Source organism: Actinokineospora terrae (assembly GCF_900111175.1).
Taxonomy (GTDB): domain Bacteria; phylum Actinomycetota; class Actinomycetes; order Mycobacteriales; family Pseudonocardiaceae; genus Actinokineospora; species Actinokineospora terrae.
In genome coordinates this window covers 363060-379150 of the sequence record NZ_FOGI01000009.1, presented here as the reverse complement: position 1 = coordinate 379150, position 16091 = coordinate 363060, and the positions used below count along the sequence as shown (strand labels likewise).

The following is a 16091-nucleotide window of genomic DNA, read 5'->3' as shown; positions in this document are numbered from 1 at the left end:
CCGAGGTTGGACAGGTGAGGCAGGACCGGGAGGTGGGTTGAGGTGTCGGAGCAGCGTTGGCGCTGGCAGCGGTCCGGGTACGACGACCGCGTGCACGCCTTCCCCGCCGGGGAGCGGCCCGCGAGCTTCGTCGAGGCCGCCTGCGCGCACACCGTCCCGTACGCCAAGGTCACCCGGTCGCATGAGGGTGCCCGGTGCCTGCCGTGCCTGCTGATCGTCGCCGACCAGCTCGCCACCCGGGTGCCCGGCGCTGTGGACTGACCGGGGATCGACCTGGGGACAGCCGCGCGCGGGCCCGGACTTACTCGTTGGTCCCACACGTCACAGCCGTCGCAGAGTTGTCCACAAGCTGTGGACAGGGTTGTGCACAGCCTGTGGAGAGCGGTGGACGGCTGCGGCTCGGCTGGCGCGTCCGGTCGCCAACAAACGGCCAAATGGACTCACAGCGAGTTACCTGGTGACGAGATGGCCACTCGGGCCTTAGTGTTTCGCGGCACCACTCCCGTCACGGAGAGCGAGACACCGATGACACAACCCGGCCGCTCCGGCATCCGCTGGAGTTCGTGGAACCTGCTGCTGCTGATCCCGCTCGGACTGCTCATCACGCCGATCTTCAACCGCACCGGCCCCGAGCTGTTCGGCATGCCGTTCTACTACTGGTTCCAGCTGGCGGGCGTCGCCGTCGGCGTGCTGGCCACCTCGATCGTCTTCGTCATGACCAAGGACAAACCCACGACCCCCGCACCGGGGCCCGACCGCGACGTGGACACCCTGGACGAGGGGGCAGGCCGATGAGGTGGACCGAGCTCGTCGTCTTCGTCGTCCTGTTCGGCGTGGTGACCGTCCTGGGGTTCGTCGCGGCCAGGTGGAAGGCGGGGGCCACCCTCGACCACCTCGACGAGTGGGGGCTCGGCGGCCGCAGGTTCGGCTCGTGGATCACCTGGTTCCTCATCGGCGGCGACGTCTACACGGCCTACACCTTCGTCGCGGTGCCCGCGCTCATGTTCAGCGCGGGCGCGGCGGGCTTCTTCGCCCTGCCGTACACGGTGATCCTGTACCCGCTGGCGTTCATGCCGCTGCTGCGGATCTGGTCGGTCTCGCGCGCCCGCGGGTACGTCACCCCGGCCGACTTCGTGCGCGGCCGCTACGGCTCGTCGGTGCTGGCGCTGCTGGTGGCGATCACCGGGATCGTGGCGACCATGCCCTACATCGCGCTGCAGCTGGTCGGGCTCGAGGCGGTGCTGCGCACGTTGGGGCTCAACGGGTCCGGCATCGTCGGGCACCTGCCGCTGCTCATCGCGTTCGTGATCCTGGCGGTCTACACCTACCAGTCCGGGCTGCGCGCGCCCGCGCTGATCGCGTTCGTCAAGGACATCCTGGTCTACATCGTGATCATCGTGGCCGTGGTGTACCTGCCGATCAAGCTCGGCGGCTGGGGCGCGATCTTCGACGCGGCCGACGCCAAGTTCAAGGCGACGCCAGCACCCGGCGACGGTTTGCTGCTCAACGCCAACAACCAGTTGCAGTACGCGACCCTGGCGCTGGGGTCCGCGCTCGCGCTGTTCCTCTACCCGCACTCGCTCACCGGCGTGCTCGCCTCGCGCGGCCGCAAGGTGATCAAGCGGAACATGTCGGCGCTGCCCGCGTACTCGTTGCTGCTGGGGCTGTTGGCGCTGCTGGGTTTCGTGGCGATCGCGGCGGGCACCAAGCCGTTGATCAACCAGGCCACCGGCAACCCGGACACCAACACGATCATCCCGAACCTGTTCGCCGGTCAGTTCCCGGCCTGGTTCGCCGGGATCGCCTTCGCCGCCATCGGCATCGGCGCCCTGGTCCCCGCAGCGATCATGTCCATCGCGGCGGCGAACCTGTGGACCCGCAACATCTACAAGGAGTACATCCGCCGCGACGCCACCCCGAAGGACGAGGCCAAGCAGGCCAAGTTCGCCTCGCTGGTGGTCAAGTTCGGCGCGGTGGCCTTCGTGCTGTTCATCGACCCGCAGTTCTCCATCGACCTGCAGCTCATCGGCGGCGTGATGATCCTGCAGACGCTGCCTGCGGTGGCGATCGCGCTCTACACCCGGTGGTTCCACATCTGGGGCCTGGTCGGCGGCTGGATCGCGGGCATGGGCTGGGGAATGATCATGCTCTTCAACATCCCCAGCGCCGACGGCAAGCGCAAGCACTTCGGCGCGTCCGCGCTCAAGCTCGGTGAGCTGAACCTGTTCGGCTGGCACCCGTTCGGTGGGTCGACGGTGCAGATCTACGTCGGCTTCGTTGCCCTGGTGGCAAACCTGGTGGTGGCCGTGCTGATCACGCTGGTCGCCGGGAAGCTCAAGGTGTTCAACGGCATTGACCAGACCGAGCCTGCCGACTACCACGTCGACGAGGACTCGGCGAAGCTGCGGCCGGTCGCCGCGCACTAGGACCGGCGAAGGGGGCGGGGTCCGGTGGTAGCCCGGATCCCGCCCCCTTCGGCATCGATCAGCGGCGCATCGCGGCGATGGCGACGAGCAGTCCCGCGCTCAGCAGCGCGGGCACGATCCCGGTCAACACGGCGAGCACGACAAGACCGGCGCTGACGCAGGCGAGCAGGAGCATCGCCAGGTGCAGCGTCGGTGCCCAGCTGCCGAGCAACCGCTCGGCGAGGACCATCGCCCGCGCGTGCGGGCTCAGGCGGCGCACCGGCGCGGCCGCTGTCTCGACCACAGGGGTCTCGACCTGTTCGGCGGCGTCAGTGCTATCGGCGGTGGGGACCTCGGTAGTGCTGCCGACCCGGTTCACGGCGTCGGCCAACTCGACCCGGTGGACGGTGTTGACCCGGCCTGCCTTGCCGACGACGTCGGCCCTGGCCCGGTCCACCGCCCGGCGTGGCACGGGCCGTGCCGGGAGTGCCGGGTCTTCGAAGGTGAGGTGCAACGTGCGACGGACATCCGTGCCCACGGACTCCGTTCCTGTCACGGCCAAGGTGTCAGGCTCCTTCGTGGTACTGCGACTACCGATCAGTTTCGCGCTTGAGCGTTGACGGGTAGGTAACTACTGGCTAGTAGACGATAAGCGGAGCGTGTTCGTCGGTGAGCGGCATCCTTGTGATCCGCCTCACCTATCGGGTGATGTCCTGACCCACTGCTACTGCGGATGGCCTACGACAACCGCCATCAGTCGGCTGTAGAACTGAACGGGTGGAGTAGTGCCGACGCGGTCGGCCCAATCGAGGTCATACCCGGCAATCCAGGCGGAGCAACGCGGCGACGCTCGGTGCCCGTGTCCACTTCATCCACACGGCGCAATCCCACGGTGACGGGTGAAATTCGGTCACGCTCCGTTGGTCGTGCGCGGCCGACACTTGATCGACGGCAAACGGTCGACCGGCGAGCGGACGGGTGAACTCCGCGGCGGGGTGGCGGTGCCGTTCGCCGATGGGCGAACCGGGCCACTTCTCGGCGGGGGTGTGCGACGTGCGGGGTCCCGGCGGCGGGACCCGGTCCAGTGCCGCGGTGCTCCAGCGCCCACCGGGGGCCGAGCCGCGGCCGCGGCGGGAACCTCACGTCACGGCGGGAACCTTGGGGCATAAGGAAACCCCGTAGTGCTGCCAGGTCGGGGGTCCGCCAGCACTACGGGGTCAACCGGAACATCGTGTAGCGCCCCGGCCGTGTTACAACGCGCCGGAGATGTGCCCTGCATCACATCCCCGGCGCTCGCTTGTGGTTAGCGCCAGACGTTCTGCGTCTGCGCGAGAGCGATCAGCTCGTGGCGCATCGCGGGCGTGGCAGCCTGGTCGATCGCGCGGTTCACGGCCTTGCGCGTGCGGGCCTGGGCGCGGCGGGCTCGGATCTTCGCGGTCACGTTCATTGCGCTTGCTTCCCCTCTGAGGTCCTGCTAACCGCTCTGGCTGAGTGGCATGGCTCAAGTATGCACCTTCTGGCCCCGGAAAGCACGCATCTGTCCGGTGAACTGGCGCACACACCGATGAATCATCGGTAGTGACTTGGAGCTCACCGGATAGTGTCCGGTTTCTTGTGACCTGGGGAACAACGTGCTAACGCGCGCGGGCGCACCGCGAGCGTCGATCGCGGTGTATAGGGAAATCTAGGAACTGGGCTAGATAGTGCGAGAGTGCGCCAGAAGCGGCGTCACTCCTCCATCCCCAGCAGGTAGCGGCCGAAGTGCGGCACGGTGAAGGCGATCCGGCCGCGCTCGGCGGAGTAGACCAGGCCCTTCTTGATCAGGCTGTCGCGCGCGGGCGAGAGCGACGACGGCTTGCGCCCGAGGAACACCGCGATGTCCGAGGTCCCGGCGCTCTCGTCCTTCCCGTCGGTCAGCTCGGCCATCGCCCGCAGGTACTCCCGCTCGGCCGGGGTGGCCCGCTCGTAGCGCGAACCGAAGAACCCGACCGCCAGCTCCACCTCCGCCTCGGGGGCCGCTACCAGCACGTCCTCCGCGGTGATCGGGTCGGCTGGCGCGGCGTCCCAGGCGGCCTTGCCGAAGGCCTGGATGAAGTACGGGTAGCCGCCGGAGCGCTCGAAGAGGGCGGCCAGGGCGTCCGGGGTGATCCCGGCCTGCTCCCGGTCGACCGGGACGAGCACGGCCTGGTCGGCGTCGGCGCGGTCGAGCCGGTCGATGCGCACGTACCGGAACAGCCGCTCCGAGTAGGACTTGCTCGCCGAGAGCAGCGCGGGCAGGTGCGGCAGGCCCGCGCCGACCACGACCAGCGGCGCGCCGGACTGCGACAGCTCGTGGCAGGCGGCGCACAGCGCGGAGATGTCGTCGGCGCCGATGTCCTGCATCTCGTCGATGAGCACCGCGACCCCGGTGCCCACGTCCTGGGCCAGCTCGGCGACCTCGGTGAACAGCTCCACCAGGTCGATCTCGATATCGCCGGAGTCGGCCCGGCCTTGGGTGGCGGGCACGTCGATGCCCGGCTGCCACCGCTCGCGCAGCTTGGCGCTGTCCGGGTTCGACTTGAGCGCGAACGCCTTGAGCACGCCGAGCACCTGCTCCACCCGCTCCGGCGCCCGGTGGCGCACGGCGAGGTCGCGGATCGCCCGGTGCAGGGCCGCCGAGAGCGGGCGGCGCAGGTCCGCGTCCGGCCTGGCCTCGATCTTGCCCGCACCCCAGCCGCGGCGGACGGCCATCGACCGCAGCTCGCCGAGCAGGACGGTCTTGCCGACCCCGCGCAGGCCGGTCAGCACCAGGCTGCGCTCCGGCCTGCCCCTGGCGACCCGTTCCAGCACGACCTCGAAGGCCTGGAGCTCCTTCTCGCGGCCCGCGAGCTCCGGTGGGCGCTGACCCGCGCCGGGGGCGAAGGGGTTGCGCACCGGGTCCATCCTGCGACGGTATCGGGGTGTCTAGCGCCAGCCCGATATTTCCCTCGGCGCGCCCGCCCACTCGGACTGTCTTGGGATCTCTAGGGCTGGAGGTAGATAGTTGTAGAGGTGGCTACTTCTCCAAGATCGCCGTGACGCCCTGGCCACCCGCCGCGCAGATCGAGATGAGACCGCGGCCGGACCCGCGCTCGTGCAGCAGCTTCGCCAGGGTCGCCACGATCCGACCGCCGGTCGCGGCGAACGGGTGTCCCGCGGCCAAGGACGAACCGTTGACGTTGAGCTTCGACCGGTCGATCGCCCCAAGAGGCTCGGCGAGCCCCAGCCGGTCCTTCGCGAACTCGACGTCCTCCCACGCGGCCAGCGTCGCGAGCACCTGGGAGGCGAAGGCCTCGTGGATCTCGTAGTAGTCGAAGTCCTGCAAGGTGAGCCCGGCGCGGGCCAGCATCCGCGGCACGGCGTAGGCGGGCGCCATCAGCAGGCCCTCGTCGCCGTGGACGTAGTCGACCGCGGCCGTCTCGCTGAAGGTCAGGTAGGCCAGCACCGGGAAGCTGTGCTCCTTGGCCCACTGCTCGCTGGACAGCAGCACCACGGAGGCGCCATCGGTGAGCGGGGTGGAGTTGCCCGCGGTCATCGTGCCGTTCTCGCCGCCGAACGCGGGCTTGAGCTTGGCGAGCTTGTCGGCCGTCGAGTCCGGGCGCAGGTTCTGGTCGCGGGTCAGGCGCTGGTAGGAGGTCACCAGGTCGTCGAAGAACCCGCGGTCGTAGGCGGCGGCCAACTTCTGGTGGCTGGCGGCGGCCAGTTCGTCCTGCGCCTCCCGGCTGATCCCCCACCGCTGGGCGGTCAGCGCGGCGTGCTCGCCCATGGACAGGCCGGTGCGCGGCTCGGCGTTGCGCGGGATGTCCGGGACGATGTGGCCCGGGCGGATCTTGGCGAGCAGCCGGAGTCGTTGACCCGCGGACTTGGCGCTGTTGAGCGAGATCAGGATCCGCCGGAGGTCCTCGTTGACCTGGAGCGGGGCGTCGCTGGTGGTGTCGACCCCGCCCGCGATGGCCGAGTCGACCTGGCCGAGGGCGATCTTGTTCGCGACCTGGACGATGGCCTGGAGGCCGGTGCCGCAGGCCTGCTGGACGTCGTAAGCGGGGGTGTCGGCGGCGAGCCTGCTGCCCAGCACGCACTCACGGGTCAGGTTGAAGTCCCTGCTGTGCTTGAGCACGGCGCCCGCCGCGACCTCGCCGAGCCTCTGCCCTTGGAGGCCGAACCGGGCGACCAGGCCGTCGAGCGCTGCGGTCAGCATGTCCTGGTTCGACGCGCGGGCGTACGGGCCGTTGGACCGGGCGAACGGGATGCGGTTCCCGCCGAGGACCGCCACTCGGCGCACGGGACTCGGGGCCATTGCGTCCTCCAGAACGAGGGGTCGGGACTGCGCTACGATCCTAACCTACTCAAGAGTAGTTTAGGAGGCGCGCCCCGATGGCAGACCGATACCAGCGGTTCAGCAACTCCGGCCTCGGTCGGGTCCTGGTCAAGCGGCTCGGCCTGCCGAACCCGACCCCGCTGCGCAGGCACCGCCCCGGCGACCCGGTGCTGGACGGCCCCGCGCTGCTCGGCTCCGCCCCCGGCGGCCGCCTGAGCGACCACGTCGCCGCCGTGTGCCAGTCCGCCGGGGTCGAGGTCCGGACCGACGCGGACGTCTACGGCGCGCTCGTCTTCGACGCCACGGGGATCACTCTTGTAGAGCAACTCCGGGAGCTGTACGACTTCTTCCACCCCGTGCTGCGGTCGGTCGGCACGTGCGGTCGGGTCGTGGTGCTGGGGACGCCGCCGGAGCGGATCGCCGACGCGGACGAGCAGATCGCCCAACGCGCCCTGGAGGGTTTCGTCCGCTCGGTCGGCAAGGAACTCGTGCGCGGCGCGACGGCCCAACTGGTCTATGTGGAGCCGGGTGCGGAGGGGGACATCGCGTCGACCCTGCGGTTCCTGCTGTCCGGCAAGTCCGCGTACGTCGACGCGCAGGTGATCCGGATCGGCGCTTTCGGTGGCACAGCAGTGGAACCGGAGGACTGGGCCGTGCCGCTGGCGGGCAAGGTCGCCCTCGTGACCGGCGCTTCCCGGGGCATCGGCGCCGCCATCGCCGAGGTACTGGCCCGCGACGGCGCCCACGTGGTCGCCCTGGACGTCCCCGCCCAAGGCGACGCCCTCGCCGAGGTCGCCAACCACATCGGCGGCTCCGCCGTCCAACTCGACATCACCGCCCCCGACGCCCCCGCCCGCCTCGCCGACCACCTGCGAACCCGCCACGGCGGCGTCGACATCGTCGTCCACAACGCGGGCATCACCCGCGACAAGAAGCTGGCGAACATGAAGGACACCGCCTGGGACGCCGTGCTTTCGGTCAACCTCGCCAGCCAACTCCGGGTCAACACCGCACTCCTGGCAGGCGTGCTCCACAACGGCGGCCGCATCATCGGCGTCTCCTCGATCGCCGGAATCGCGGGCAACACCGGCCAAGCCAACTACGCCACCAGCAAGGCAGGCGTCATCGGCATGGTCAACGCCCACGCAGCGGCTCTGTCGGAACGCGGCATCACCATCAACGCCGTGGCCCCCGGCTTCATCGAAACCAAGATGACCGCCGCAGTACCCCTGGTAATCCGCGAAGCAGGCCGCCGCATGAACAGCCTCGCCCAAGGCGGCCTCCCCGTGGACGTCGCCGAAACCATCGCCTGGTACGCCAATCCCGCCTCCGGCGCCCTCACCGGCAACACCGTCCGCGTCTGCGGCCAGAGCCTGCTGGGGGCGTGATGTCTCCCGGGCTGGGTGGCCTTTACCTCAAGGCTTTGACCGGATTCACCAAGCGCGGCGGTGAGTTGCCTACCCGGGTCTATGAGCGCGTCGGTGTTGGGGTGGATGCCGAGCACTTGGCTTCGTACAACCAGGTCTGCGGGTTCCGGCTGAGCGACGAACTGCCTGCGACTTACCTGCACGTGGTCGCTTTTCCCTTACAGGTCAAGCTGATGACGGATGCCGACTTCCCGTTTCCGTTGATCGGGACGGTGCATGTGGCCAACCGGATCGTGCAGCACCGTCCGGTGGGGGTTGGGGAGCGGGTTGACCTGCGGGTGCACGGGGAGAACCTGCGGCCGCACCCCAAGGGGACGCAGTTCGACATGATCAGTGCCGCGTCGGTGGATGGGGCTGTGGTGTGGCGCGGGACGAGCACGTATCTGCGCCGTGGGCCTGGTTCTGGGGGTTCTGTTCCGGATCCGGTGCCGATGCCTACCTCGCGTTGGCACGTCCCTGGAGACATCGGACGGCGGTATGCGGCGGTGTCGGGTGATCGTAATCCGATCCATCTGCATCCGCTTGCCGCTCGGGTGTTTGGGTTTCGCCGGGCCATTGCGCATGGGATGTGGAGCAAGGCGCGGTGCTTGGCTGCGTTTGAGGGGCGGTTGGGTGGTGGGTTTGAGGTGGATGTTCGGTTCAAGTTGCCGGTGTTGCTGCCTGGTGTGGTTGGGTTCTATGCGGACCAGGGGACTGGGCGGTTTGGGTTGACTGATGTTGGGGGGACTCGGCCTTATTTGAGTGGGGTGGTCGGTTCGCTCTGATGGTGGGTGTCCACATGGGTGGGAGTGTCCACATGGGGTGGGGTTGTCCACAGGTGCTGGGTTGGGTGTTTCAGTGGGGTGGGGTGGTTCGTTAGGCTGGAAATGGGGGGTGCTTGGGGCGGTTTGATCTTGTGGAGTTGGTTGTCCACAGGGTGTCTGGTCGCTCGGGGCGGTTTGTCTGTGCTGGTCGGTAAGCTGTATATCGGGGGGTGCCTTGGCGGGTTTGATCTTGAGCTGAGGGACTGGCGGCTCTCAAATTCGGCTTCGCCATCGACGACTGAACCTCGCCTTCGGCATTGCGTTGGGGCGCGAGTTTCGAGCTTTGCTCGATGGGGTGGACTTGTTTTGTGCGTGGCCCCGGCAGTACCCGTGGCAGGACCGCAAAGCAGGGGCCGAAAAGCAGGCCCTGCCGCGTGGACGACGCTACGGGCACTGCTCCCCCACACAAAACAAGTCCACCCCATCGAGCAGTTGGCACCAGCGACTCCGAGGAGCGTTGTTCGGCCAACGTCGTTTGGGGGCGGGTGTGGGCCGACGATCGTTCAGGACAAGTATCTGTCCATATCCCCTTCATCTATCCACTGCTCCCGACCTGGGCCTATTGACAGATTGCCGTGGTCGACATGTTCGGAGATGGGGCTCCGGACTCTGGCCGGGCGGGGCCTCTACTCGCCGGTTGGGGTCCAGATGGCGCCGTCGACTAGGTTGCCGAGGCCCATCCACACGAGGTTCATCAGCCAGGAGGCGACGACCTTCTCGGGGACGTCGGGGTGGTCGAGCCACCAGTCGGCCAGGGACTCGCCTGCGCCGACCAGGGCTGCGGCCAGGGCTTCGGTGGACTTCGTCGCGGTCTCGTTCAGGCCTCGGCTGGTGGCGGAGCGGACCAGCAGCGCGTCGACCAGGGTGATCGCGCGGCTGCGCATGGCCAGGAGTTCTTCGCTGAACGGGCCGCCCTGGGAGGTGGCCTGGCGGTGCAGGACGCGCCAGCTCTCGCGTTGGTCGCCGACGAAGCGGAAGAAGGCGCGCAGGCCGTGCCACAGCTGCATGTCCGGCGGGGCCTCGGCGCGCACCCCGCCCGCGATGGCCTCCATCAGCTGCGAGGCCTCGCGCCGGATGCAGGCGGCGAACAGGTCTTCCTTGTGGCCGAGGTAGGCGTAGATCATCGGCTTGGAGACCCCGGCGACGTCGGAGATCTCGTCCATCGACGCGTTGTGGTAGCCGTGCCGGGAGAACACCGTGACCGCGGCGTCGAGGATCTGCCGCTCCCGGACCTCCCGGGGCAGCCGCTTCGCGCGCGCCGGTCGACGCTCCTCGTCGACGCTCACGCCGGACCTCCCGCTGCTCTTGCCGACCCACCTACCCGCCCGTAGCCTACCGTTCAGTAGGTACGGGAGGTGTCCCATGCGGGATGGTATCGGTCGGGCGATCACCCCGCGCCGAGATGACGACCCCCGCCGCCGGTGAGCAGGCGGCGGCGCTGGAACCGGCTGCCCCCGGTGACCGTGGTCGACCTCGACGGCCTCGCCGACGCCGTCGACCCGGCGCGGCTCACCGCCGAGCAGTTCGTGCAGCTCATCGAGGTCCTGCACATGCTCGGCGACGCGGGCACCGGCATCGACCTGGCAGGCATGCGCACCGAGACCTTCCTGCGCTTCCTCGGCCGCGCCTCCCGCGAGCAGGTCGACGCCCTGATGGCCCACCCCGACCTGCGGCCGGTCGTGTTCGCCGAGCTGTTCCGCAGGATGGCCGAGCACCTCGCCAACGACGACCTGCGCGCGGTCGTCCACTGGCGGTTCACCGGCCCCGGTGGCGAAGACCGGTTCGAGACGGTGATCGACCGTGGCCGGTGCACCTCCGGCCCCGACCCGACCGCCGACCCGCGGGTCACCATCACCATCGACCCGGCCGACTTCCTGCGCGCCATCACCGGTGCTGTGGCGCTACCCGTGTTGTTCCTGTCGGGCCGGGTGAAGGTCAAGGGCGACATCGCCTTCGCGGCCGGGCTCATCGGCCACTTCGACCTGCCGTGACCTGTTCGGGGGACGCCGCGTGACAGCCAGGCGCCGAACCCGGACCATGCCACCCGTGGCGGTTTGTGGCAGCACCAAGACCGACGACGGCGAACCCTGCGTCGCCCCGGTGTCCCGGCGCGGCAAGCGCTGCCGCGCGCACACCTGGCTCGGCCTGCTCTTCGCCAAGCCGGCACCTCCCGTCGTCCCCCGGCAGACGACCCGCGCACCCCGCACCCCGATGCGCGCCGCGACCAGGACCGAGGGCGTCCGGATCGCCACCGAGCAGTGGCAGGCCATCGTCGCCGCCCGCGCCCGGCTCGCCATCCCGCCCGACACCTGGCAGGCCCTCACCGGCTCCGACGCCTCGTCCACCTGCACCCGCTTCGCCCAACTCGCCGCCACCGACGACGCCGCGACCCGCGCCCAGGCCCCCGGCCCGGTCGCCCTGCAGGTCACCAGGCACCTCGCCCAGCGGCACCGCGACCTGGGCACCGACGACCTGCTCCCCCGCTCCCTGCACGTCCTCGGCGTCTACCTGTGCGCCACCGAAGCCCGCGACCTCGGCGACTGCCGCTGCCTGCGCGACCTCATCGACGACCACGGCCTCGCCGAAGCCAAGCGCATCCTCCAAGCCGCCATGTCCGACCTCGCCGCCACCGGCCCGACCCGGTAAGCGCGCGCCCGTGGTGGGAACTGACTCCCCACCGCCCCGTGCCGTTGGAGTCGGTGATCGCCAACGCCGGTTCACCTGGCAGCGAGCCCGGGAATGCAGGATTCTGCGCGACTTCGCCGGAGCCCAACTCGCCTGCCGGACGCGGTGTCCGACCTCGCCGCCACTGGTCAGGCTCGCTAGCTGCGAGGTCGGCCGATTCGGGGCAGGCCGCAGAAGGTGGTTCTAGCCAGGCGCGCGAGACGTGATTGCCCGCAACTCACGGGCTCGATCGACTGCGGGGCTGGGCGGATGTTCTGGAAGTCAGCCTTCTGAGCCGAGAACCGTGCCGACCCGGTGAACGGCGCGGGGCCGTGGGAGTTCATCTCCCACGGCCCCGCGCTGTCAGGACTCCGGACTCAGTACGTGATCGCCAGTGCCGGGTTGGCCAGGAGGGCGCCGACCGCGGCGAGGAACTCCGAGCCCTGTTGGCCGTCGACCAGGCGGTGGTCGAAGCTCAGGGCCAGTTGGCAGACCTTGCGGATGGTGATCTGGCCGTCGACCACCCAGGGGGTGTCGCGGATGGCGCCGAAGGCCAGGATCGCGGACTCGCCCGGGTTGATGATCGGGGTGCCGGTGTCCACACCGAACACGCCGACGTTGGTGATCGTGATGGTGCCGTTGACCATGTCGGCCGGTGGGGTCTTGCCCTCCCGCGCGACGGTGGTCAGCGACTCCAGGGCCACCGCGAGTTCGCGCAGCGACAGGGTGTCGGCGTCGCGGATCTTCGGCACGATCAGGCCGCGCGGTGTCGCCGCCGCGATGCCCAGGTGCACGTAGTCCTTGAAGACGATCTCCTGCGCCGCCTCGTCCCAGCTGCTGTTGACCTCCGGGGTCCGCTTGATCGCGGTCACCAGGGCCTTCGCGCAGAACACCAGCGGGGTGAGCTTGACGCCGCGGAAGTCCGGGTGGTCCTTGAGCTTGGCGCGCAGCTCCATCATCGGCGTGACGTCCACGGTCAGGAACTCCGTGACGTGCGGCGCGGTGAAGGCGCTGGCGACCATGGCCTGCGCGGTGACCTTGCGAACGCCCTTGATCGGCACCCGCCGCTCGCCGCGCTCCCGGACCACGCCACCGACCGGCGTCGGCTCCTGCTCCGGCACGACCGAGCCGTTGGTCGCGGCCCGTTCGACATCGGCGCGGGTGATCACGCCGCGGTCGCCGGTACCGGTGAGCTCGCGCAGGTCGACGCCCAGGTCCTTGGCCAGCTTGCGGACCGGCGGCTTCGCCAGCGGCACGTACCCGCCGGGCAGGTCCACCAGCGCGGCCGGGCTGTCGGGCACGACCGGGATGGCGGGCCGCACCGGGGTGCTCGGCGGCGGGCTGTCCGGCACCGGGCCCTGGTGGTGCTCGAACGCGGCCGCCACCGTGCTCTGCGCCGCGGCCGCGGCGGCCTCGACCGGGACGGCCGGGCCCTTGCGGGCGCGCCGCTTGGCGGTGACGGTCTTGGCGCCGTAGCCGACCAGCGGCTTCATCTCCTCCTCGTCGGCCGCGGCCGGAGCCGGGGTCGACGCGGGAGCGGGCGCCGCGGCGCCACCGGGGTCGACGTCGATGGTGAGGATCGGCGTGCCGACGTCCACCGTCTGCCCTGGCTGGACGTGCAGCTCGGTGACCACACCGGCCCACGGGCAGGGCAGCTCGACGGCGGCCTTGGCGGTCTCGATCTCGACGATGATCTGGTTGACGGTGACCGTGTCCCCTGGCTGGACGTGCCAGTTCAGGATCTCGGCCTCGGTCAGCCCTTCCGCGGTGTCGGGCAGCGGGAAGCTCTTGAAGTCAGGCACGGGTCACCAGGCCAGCGAGCGGTCGACGGCGTCGAGCACCCGGTCGAGGTCGGGCAGGAAGTCTTCCTCGAGCTTGGCCGGGGGGTACGGGGTGTCGAACCCGGTCACCCGCAGCACCGGGGCCTGCAGCGAGTAGAAGCACTCCTGCTGCACCCTGGCGGCGATCTCCGAGGTCAGCGACGCCTCCGAGGGCGCCTCGCTGACCACGACGAGCCGACCGGTCCTGCGCACCGACTCGAACACCGGTTGCAGGTCCAGCGGGGACAGCGACCGCAGGTCGATGACCTCCAGCGAGCGCCCCTCCTCCTCGGCCGCGGTCGCCGCGTCGAGCGCGACCTTCACCGACGGCCCGTAGGCCACGACGGTCGCCGTGCTGCCCGCGCGCACCAGGCGCGAGGCGAACAGCGGGTCGGGGGTGGCGGTGGTGTCGACCTCGGCCTTCATGAACCCGGAGTGGTAGTACCGCTTGGGCTCGAAGAACAGCACCGGGTCGTCGCTCTGGATCGCCTGCTGGATCATCCAGTAGGCGTCGACGGCGTTGGAGCAGGCCACGACCTTCAGGCCCGCGGTGTGCGCGAAGTACGACTCGGGAGACTCGGAGTGGTGCTCGACGGCGCCGATGCCACCGCCGAAGGGCACCCGGATCACCAGCGGCACCCGCACCCGGCCCAGGGTCCGCGCGTGCAGCTTGGCCACCTGGGACACGATCTGGTCGAAGCCGGGGAAGATGAACCCGTCGAACTGGATCTCGCACACCGGCCGGAACCCGCGCACGGCCAGGCCGACCGCGGTGCCGATGATGCCGGACTCCGACAGCGGCGTGTCCAGCACGCGGTGCTCGCCGAAGTCCTTCTGCAGCCCGTCGGTGATGCGGAAGACGCCGCCGAGCTTGCCGACGTCCTCACCCATCACGATGACCTTGGGGTCGGCCTCCATGGCGGTGCGCAGCCCGAGGTTGAGCGCCTTGCCCAGGGTGAGCGACTGGGTCGTCGCGGACCCGTTCGGTTTGCTGATCACGGGTGCGGCCATCAGTGCTCACCTCCGGCGAAGTTGGCCTGGTAGGCCAGGAACTCGTCGCGCTGGGCGTCGACGAACGGGCTGGCCTCGGCGTAGACGTGGTCGAACATCTGCCTGACGGGCGGCTCGGGCATGGTGAAGCAGAACTCGCGCAGGTCGGCGGCCAGTGCGTCCGCGTCGGCCTGGACCGAGTCGAAGAAGTCCTGGTCGGCGTGCTCGTGCCGGACGAGGTTCACCCGGACCCGCTCGATCGGGTCCTTGAGCTTCCAGGCCTCCAACTCGTCGGAGTGCCGGTAGCGGGTGGGGTCGTCGGTCGTGGTGTGCGCGTCCATCCGGTAGGTGAACGCCTCGATGAGCACCGGGCCGTTGCCGTGCCTGCACTCGTCGAGCGCCCACCGCGACACCGCGAGGGTGGCCAGGACGTCGTTGCCGTCGACCCGGATGCCGGGGAAGCCGTAGCCGCGGGCGCGCTGGTAGAGCGGGAGCCGGGACTGGCGCTCGGTCGGCTCGGAGATGGCCCACTGGTTGTTCTGGCAGAAGAACACCAGCGGCGCGTCGTAGACCGCCGCCCACACGAAGCCCTCGTGCACGTCGCCCTGGCTGGTGGCGCCGTCGCCGAAGAACACCATGGTCGCTTCGCTGTCGCCGTCGCCGACCTTGCCCTCGAACCGCTGCCCCATCGCGTAACCGGCGGCGTTGAGCACCTGGTTGCCGATCACGATCGTGTAGGGGTGGAAGCGCTTGGCGTTGGAGTCCCAGCTGCCGTGGTCGGTGCCGCGGAAGATGCCCAGGATCTCCTTGGGGGAGATGCCCCGGCACCAGGCGACACCGTGCTCGCGGTAGCTGGGGAACACCATGTCGGTGTCGCGCAGCGCGCGCCCGGCGCCGATCTGCGCGGCCTCCTGGCCCAGCAGCGGGACCCAGATGCCGAGCTGGCCCTGGCGCTGCAGCGCGTTGGCTTCCCGGTCCGCGCGGCGCACCAGGACCATGTCCCGGTAGAGCGCACGCAGGTCCTCTGCCGTGACGTCGGCGACGTACCGGTCGAACTCGGGGTTCTCGACCCGCTCGCCCTCCGGCGTCAGCAGTTGGACCAGTTCCGGTCCGCCCTCACTGGTCGCACGCAAACCCGCGATCACCTGCTCTGCTGACGGGGCCGCTGCCGTTGCGGCAGGCCCTTCCCGGGGTTCCGGGTGCGTCCACTGTTCTGGGGACGACATGCGCGTTCTCCTCGTGTCTGTGCCGCGCAGTCGCTCGTGGCGACGGCAGACGGCCGCGCCGCCGGCCACCACCGCCGTTGGGTTGGGGCGTTGGCCACCGTCGGCACTGACGGCGTTGCTCTCACATCCTGACACGGGAGAGTGTGCAGCAGTGAGCCCGAGCACGCCCTGATTTGTCCACAGGGTGTCGTTGAGCTGCGAAAACGCTTGGACCACCGACCGTAGGGGGTCCCAGGAGAGGGGGGTCGGGGCAGCTCACGCGGACGGGGTCGACACGCCCGCGACCGGCACGTGACCTGCCGGTGACCTGTGTCACAGATGGGGCGCGCGGCGCGGTGCGGGAACGTGATCCGGCCGCGCGCCGACCCCGACCCTGCCCGACCCAGCCTGATGAACCCCTGAGACGTCCGGCCGCGGTGG

15 protein-coding genes are annotated in these 16091 nt (G+C 69.8%); 7 read left to right on the top strand and 8 right to left on the bottom strand.

Translation table 11 applies throughout. The features are described from left to right. Nucleotides 1-42 precede the first annotated feature (42 nt). The 3 genes from BMY07_RS22670 to mctP all read left to right on the top strand — a co-directional run bounded on the left by BMY07_RS22670 (nt 43) and on the right by mctP (nt 2426). Nucleotides 43-261, top strand: coding sequence for a hypothetical protein (locus tag BMY07_RS22670; protein ID WP_092782139.1), 219 nt, complete (start codon nt 43-45; stop codon nt 259-261). A gap of 264 nt (nt 262-525) precedes the next feature. After that, entirely contained in the window at nt 526-795 is a 270-nt protein-coding gene (locus BMY07_RS22665) for a DUF3311 domain-containing protein (RefSeq protein ID WP_092782136.1), read from the top strand. After that, complete coding sequence (gene mctP / locus BMY07_RS22660; protein ID WP_092782133.1) at nt 792-2426, top strand: monocarboxylate uptake permease MctP; 1635 nt, start codon at nt 792-794, stop codon at nt 2424-2426. Before BMY07_RS22665 ends, mctP begins: the two co-directional genes overlap by 4 nt. A 58-nt stretch (nt 2427-2484) precedes the next feature. Here the strand turns inward: mctP and BMY07_RS22655 are convergent, their stop codons facing one another. The 4 genes from BMY07_RS22655 to BMY07_RS22645 all read right to left on the bottom strand — a co-directional run bounded on the left by BMY07_RS22655 (nt 2485) and on the right by BMY07_RS22645 (nt 6720). Continuing rightward, entirely contained in the window at nt 2485-2943 is a 459-nt protein-coding gene (locus BMY07_RS22655; RefSeq protein WP_092782130.1) for a hypothetical protein, read from the bottom strand. A 765-nt stretch (nt 2944-3708) separates the two neighbouring features. Continuing rightward, complete coding sequence (locus BMY07_RS34485) at nt 3709-3852, bottom strand: hypothetical protein (RefSeq protein ID WP_170224059.1); 144 nt, start codon at nt 3850-3852, stop codon at nt 3709-3711. Nucleotides 3853-4133: 281 nt separating this feature from the next. Then, nucleotides 4134-5327: an ATP-binding protein gene (locus BMY07_RS22650; protein ID WP_092782127.1), complete on the bottom strand. Its 1194-nt coding sequence runs from the start codon at nt 5325-5327 to the stop codon at nt 4134-4136. A gap of 112 nt (nt 5328-5439) precedes the next feature. Beyond that, the gene (locus BMY07_RS22645) at nt 5440-6720 is read right to left on the bottom strand and encodes an acetyl-CoA C-acetyltransferase (RefSeq protein ID WP_092782124.1); all 1281 of its coding nucleotides are present in this window, start codon (nt 6718-6720) and stop codon (nt 5440-5442) included. A gap of 77 nt (nt 6721-6797) precedes the next feature. Here BMY07_RS22645 and BMY07_RS22640 point away from each other — a divergent pair, with 77 nt between their 5' ends. Continuing rightward, nucleotides 6798-8129 carry a 3-oxoacyl-ACP reductase gene (locus tag BMY07_RS22640; RefSeq protein ID WP_092782122.1) on the top strand — a complete coding sequence of 444 codons (1332 nt, stop codon included), beginning with the start codon at nt 6798-6800 and terminating at the stop codon, nt 8127-8129. Continuing rightward, nucleotides 8129-8932 (top strand): MaoC/PaaZ C-terminal domain-containing protein, encoded by an 804-nt coding sequence (locus tag BMY07_RS22635; RefSeq protein WP_092782119.1) that lies wholly within the window; start codon nt 8129-8131, stop codon nt 8930-8932. Before BMY07_RS22640 ends, BMY07_RS22635 begins: the two co-directional genes overlap by 1 nt. A gap of 665 nt (nt 8933-9597) precedes the next feature. Here the strand turns inward: BMY07_RS22635 and BMY07_RS22630 are convergent. Next, entirely contained in the window at nt 9598-10257 is a 660-nt protein-coding gene (locus BMY07_RS22630) for a TetR/AcrR family transcriptional regulator (protein WP_092782116.1), read from the bottom strand. Between the two features lie 135 nt (nt 10258-10392). On the opposite strand from BMY07_RS22630, the gene BMY07_RS22625 reads away from it, so the two are divergent. Together BMY07_RS22625 and BMY07_RS22620 are read left to right on the top strand one after the other, a co-directional pair. Then, complete coding sequence (locus tag BMY07_RS22625; protein WP_245782574.1) at nt 10393-10962, top strand: SCP2 sterol-binding domain-containing protein; 570 nt, start codon at nt 10393-10395, stop codon at nt 10960-10962. A gap of 55 nt (nt 10963-11017) precedes the next feature. Then, a complete protein-coding gene (locus BMY07_RS22620; protein WP_092782113.1) occupies nt 11018-11617 on the top strand; it encodes a hypothetical protein in 600 nt (199 codons plus the stop codon). A 395-nt stretch (nt 11618-12012) separates the two neighbouring features. Here BMY07_RS22620 and BMY07_RS22615 read toward each other — a convergent pair whose 3' ends face one another. The 3 genes from BMY07_RS22615 to pdhA are packed head-to-tail and all read right to left on the bottom strand — an operon-like array spanning nt 12013 to nt 15671. Beyond that, nucleotides 12013-13437, bottom strand: a complete 1425-nt coding sequence (locus tag BMY07_RS22615) for a dihydrolipoamide acetyltransferase family protein (protein WP_092782110.1) — start codon at nt 13435-13437, stop codon at nt 12013-12015. Between the two features lie 3 nt (nt 13438-13440). After that, the gene (locus BMY07_RS22610; RefSeq protein ID WP_092782107.1) at nt 13441-14466 is read right to left on the bottom strand and encodes an alpha-ketoacid dehydrogenase subunit beta; all 1026 of its coding nucleotides are present in this window, start codon (nt 14464-14466) and stop codon (nt 13441-13443) included. Beyond that, nucleotides 14466-15671, bottom strand: a complete 1206-nt coding sequence (gene pdhA, locus BMY07_RS22605; protein WP_092782104.1) for a pyruvate dehydrogenase (acetyl-transferring) E1 component subunit alpha — start codon at nt 15669-15671, stop codon at nt 14466-14468. Before pdhA ends, BMY07_RS22610 begins: the two co-directional genes overlap by 1 nt. Nucleotides 15672-16091: the final 420 nt, after the last annotated feature.

Coding starts and splice junctions, on each gene's coding strand:
- BMY07_RS22665 (WP_092782136.1), top strand. CDS start 526: ATGACACAACCCGGCCGCTCCGGCATCCGCTGGAGTTCGTGGAACCTG.
- mctP (WP_092782133.1), top strand. CDS start 792: ATGAGGTGGACCGAGCTCGTCGTCTTCGTCGTCCTGTTCGGCGTGGTG.
- BMY07_RS34485 (WP_170224059.1), bottom strand. CDS start 3,852: ATGAACGTGACCGCGAAGATCCGAGCCCGCCGCGCCCAGGCCCGCACG.
- BMY07_RS22650 (WP_092782127.1), bottom strand. CDS start 5,327: ATGGACCCGGTGCGCAACCCCTTCGCCCCCGGCGCGGGTCAGCGCCCA.
- BMY07_RS22645 (WP_092782124.1), bottom strand. CDS start 6,720: ATGGCCCCGAGTCCCGTGCGCCGAGTGGCGGTCCTCGGCGGGAACCGC.
- BMY07_RS22640 (WP_092782122.1), top strand. CDS start 6,798: ATGGCAGACCGATACCAGCGGTTCAGCAACTCCGGCCTCGGTCGGGTC.
- BMY07_RS22635 (WP_092782119.1), top strand. CDS start 8,129: ATGTCTCCCGGGCTGGGTGGCCTTTACCTCAAGGCTTTGACCGGATTC.
- BMY07_RS22610 (WP_092782107.1), bottom strand. CDS start 14,466: ATGGCCGCACCCGTGATCAGCAAACCGAACGGGTCCGCGACGACCCAG.
- pdhA (WP_092782104.1), bottom strand. CDS start 15,671: ATGTCGTCCCCAGAACAGTGGACGCACCCGGAACCCCGGGAAGGGCCT.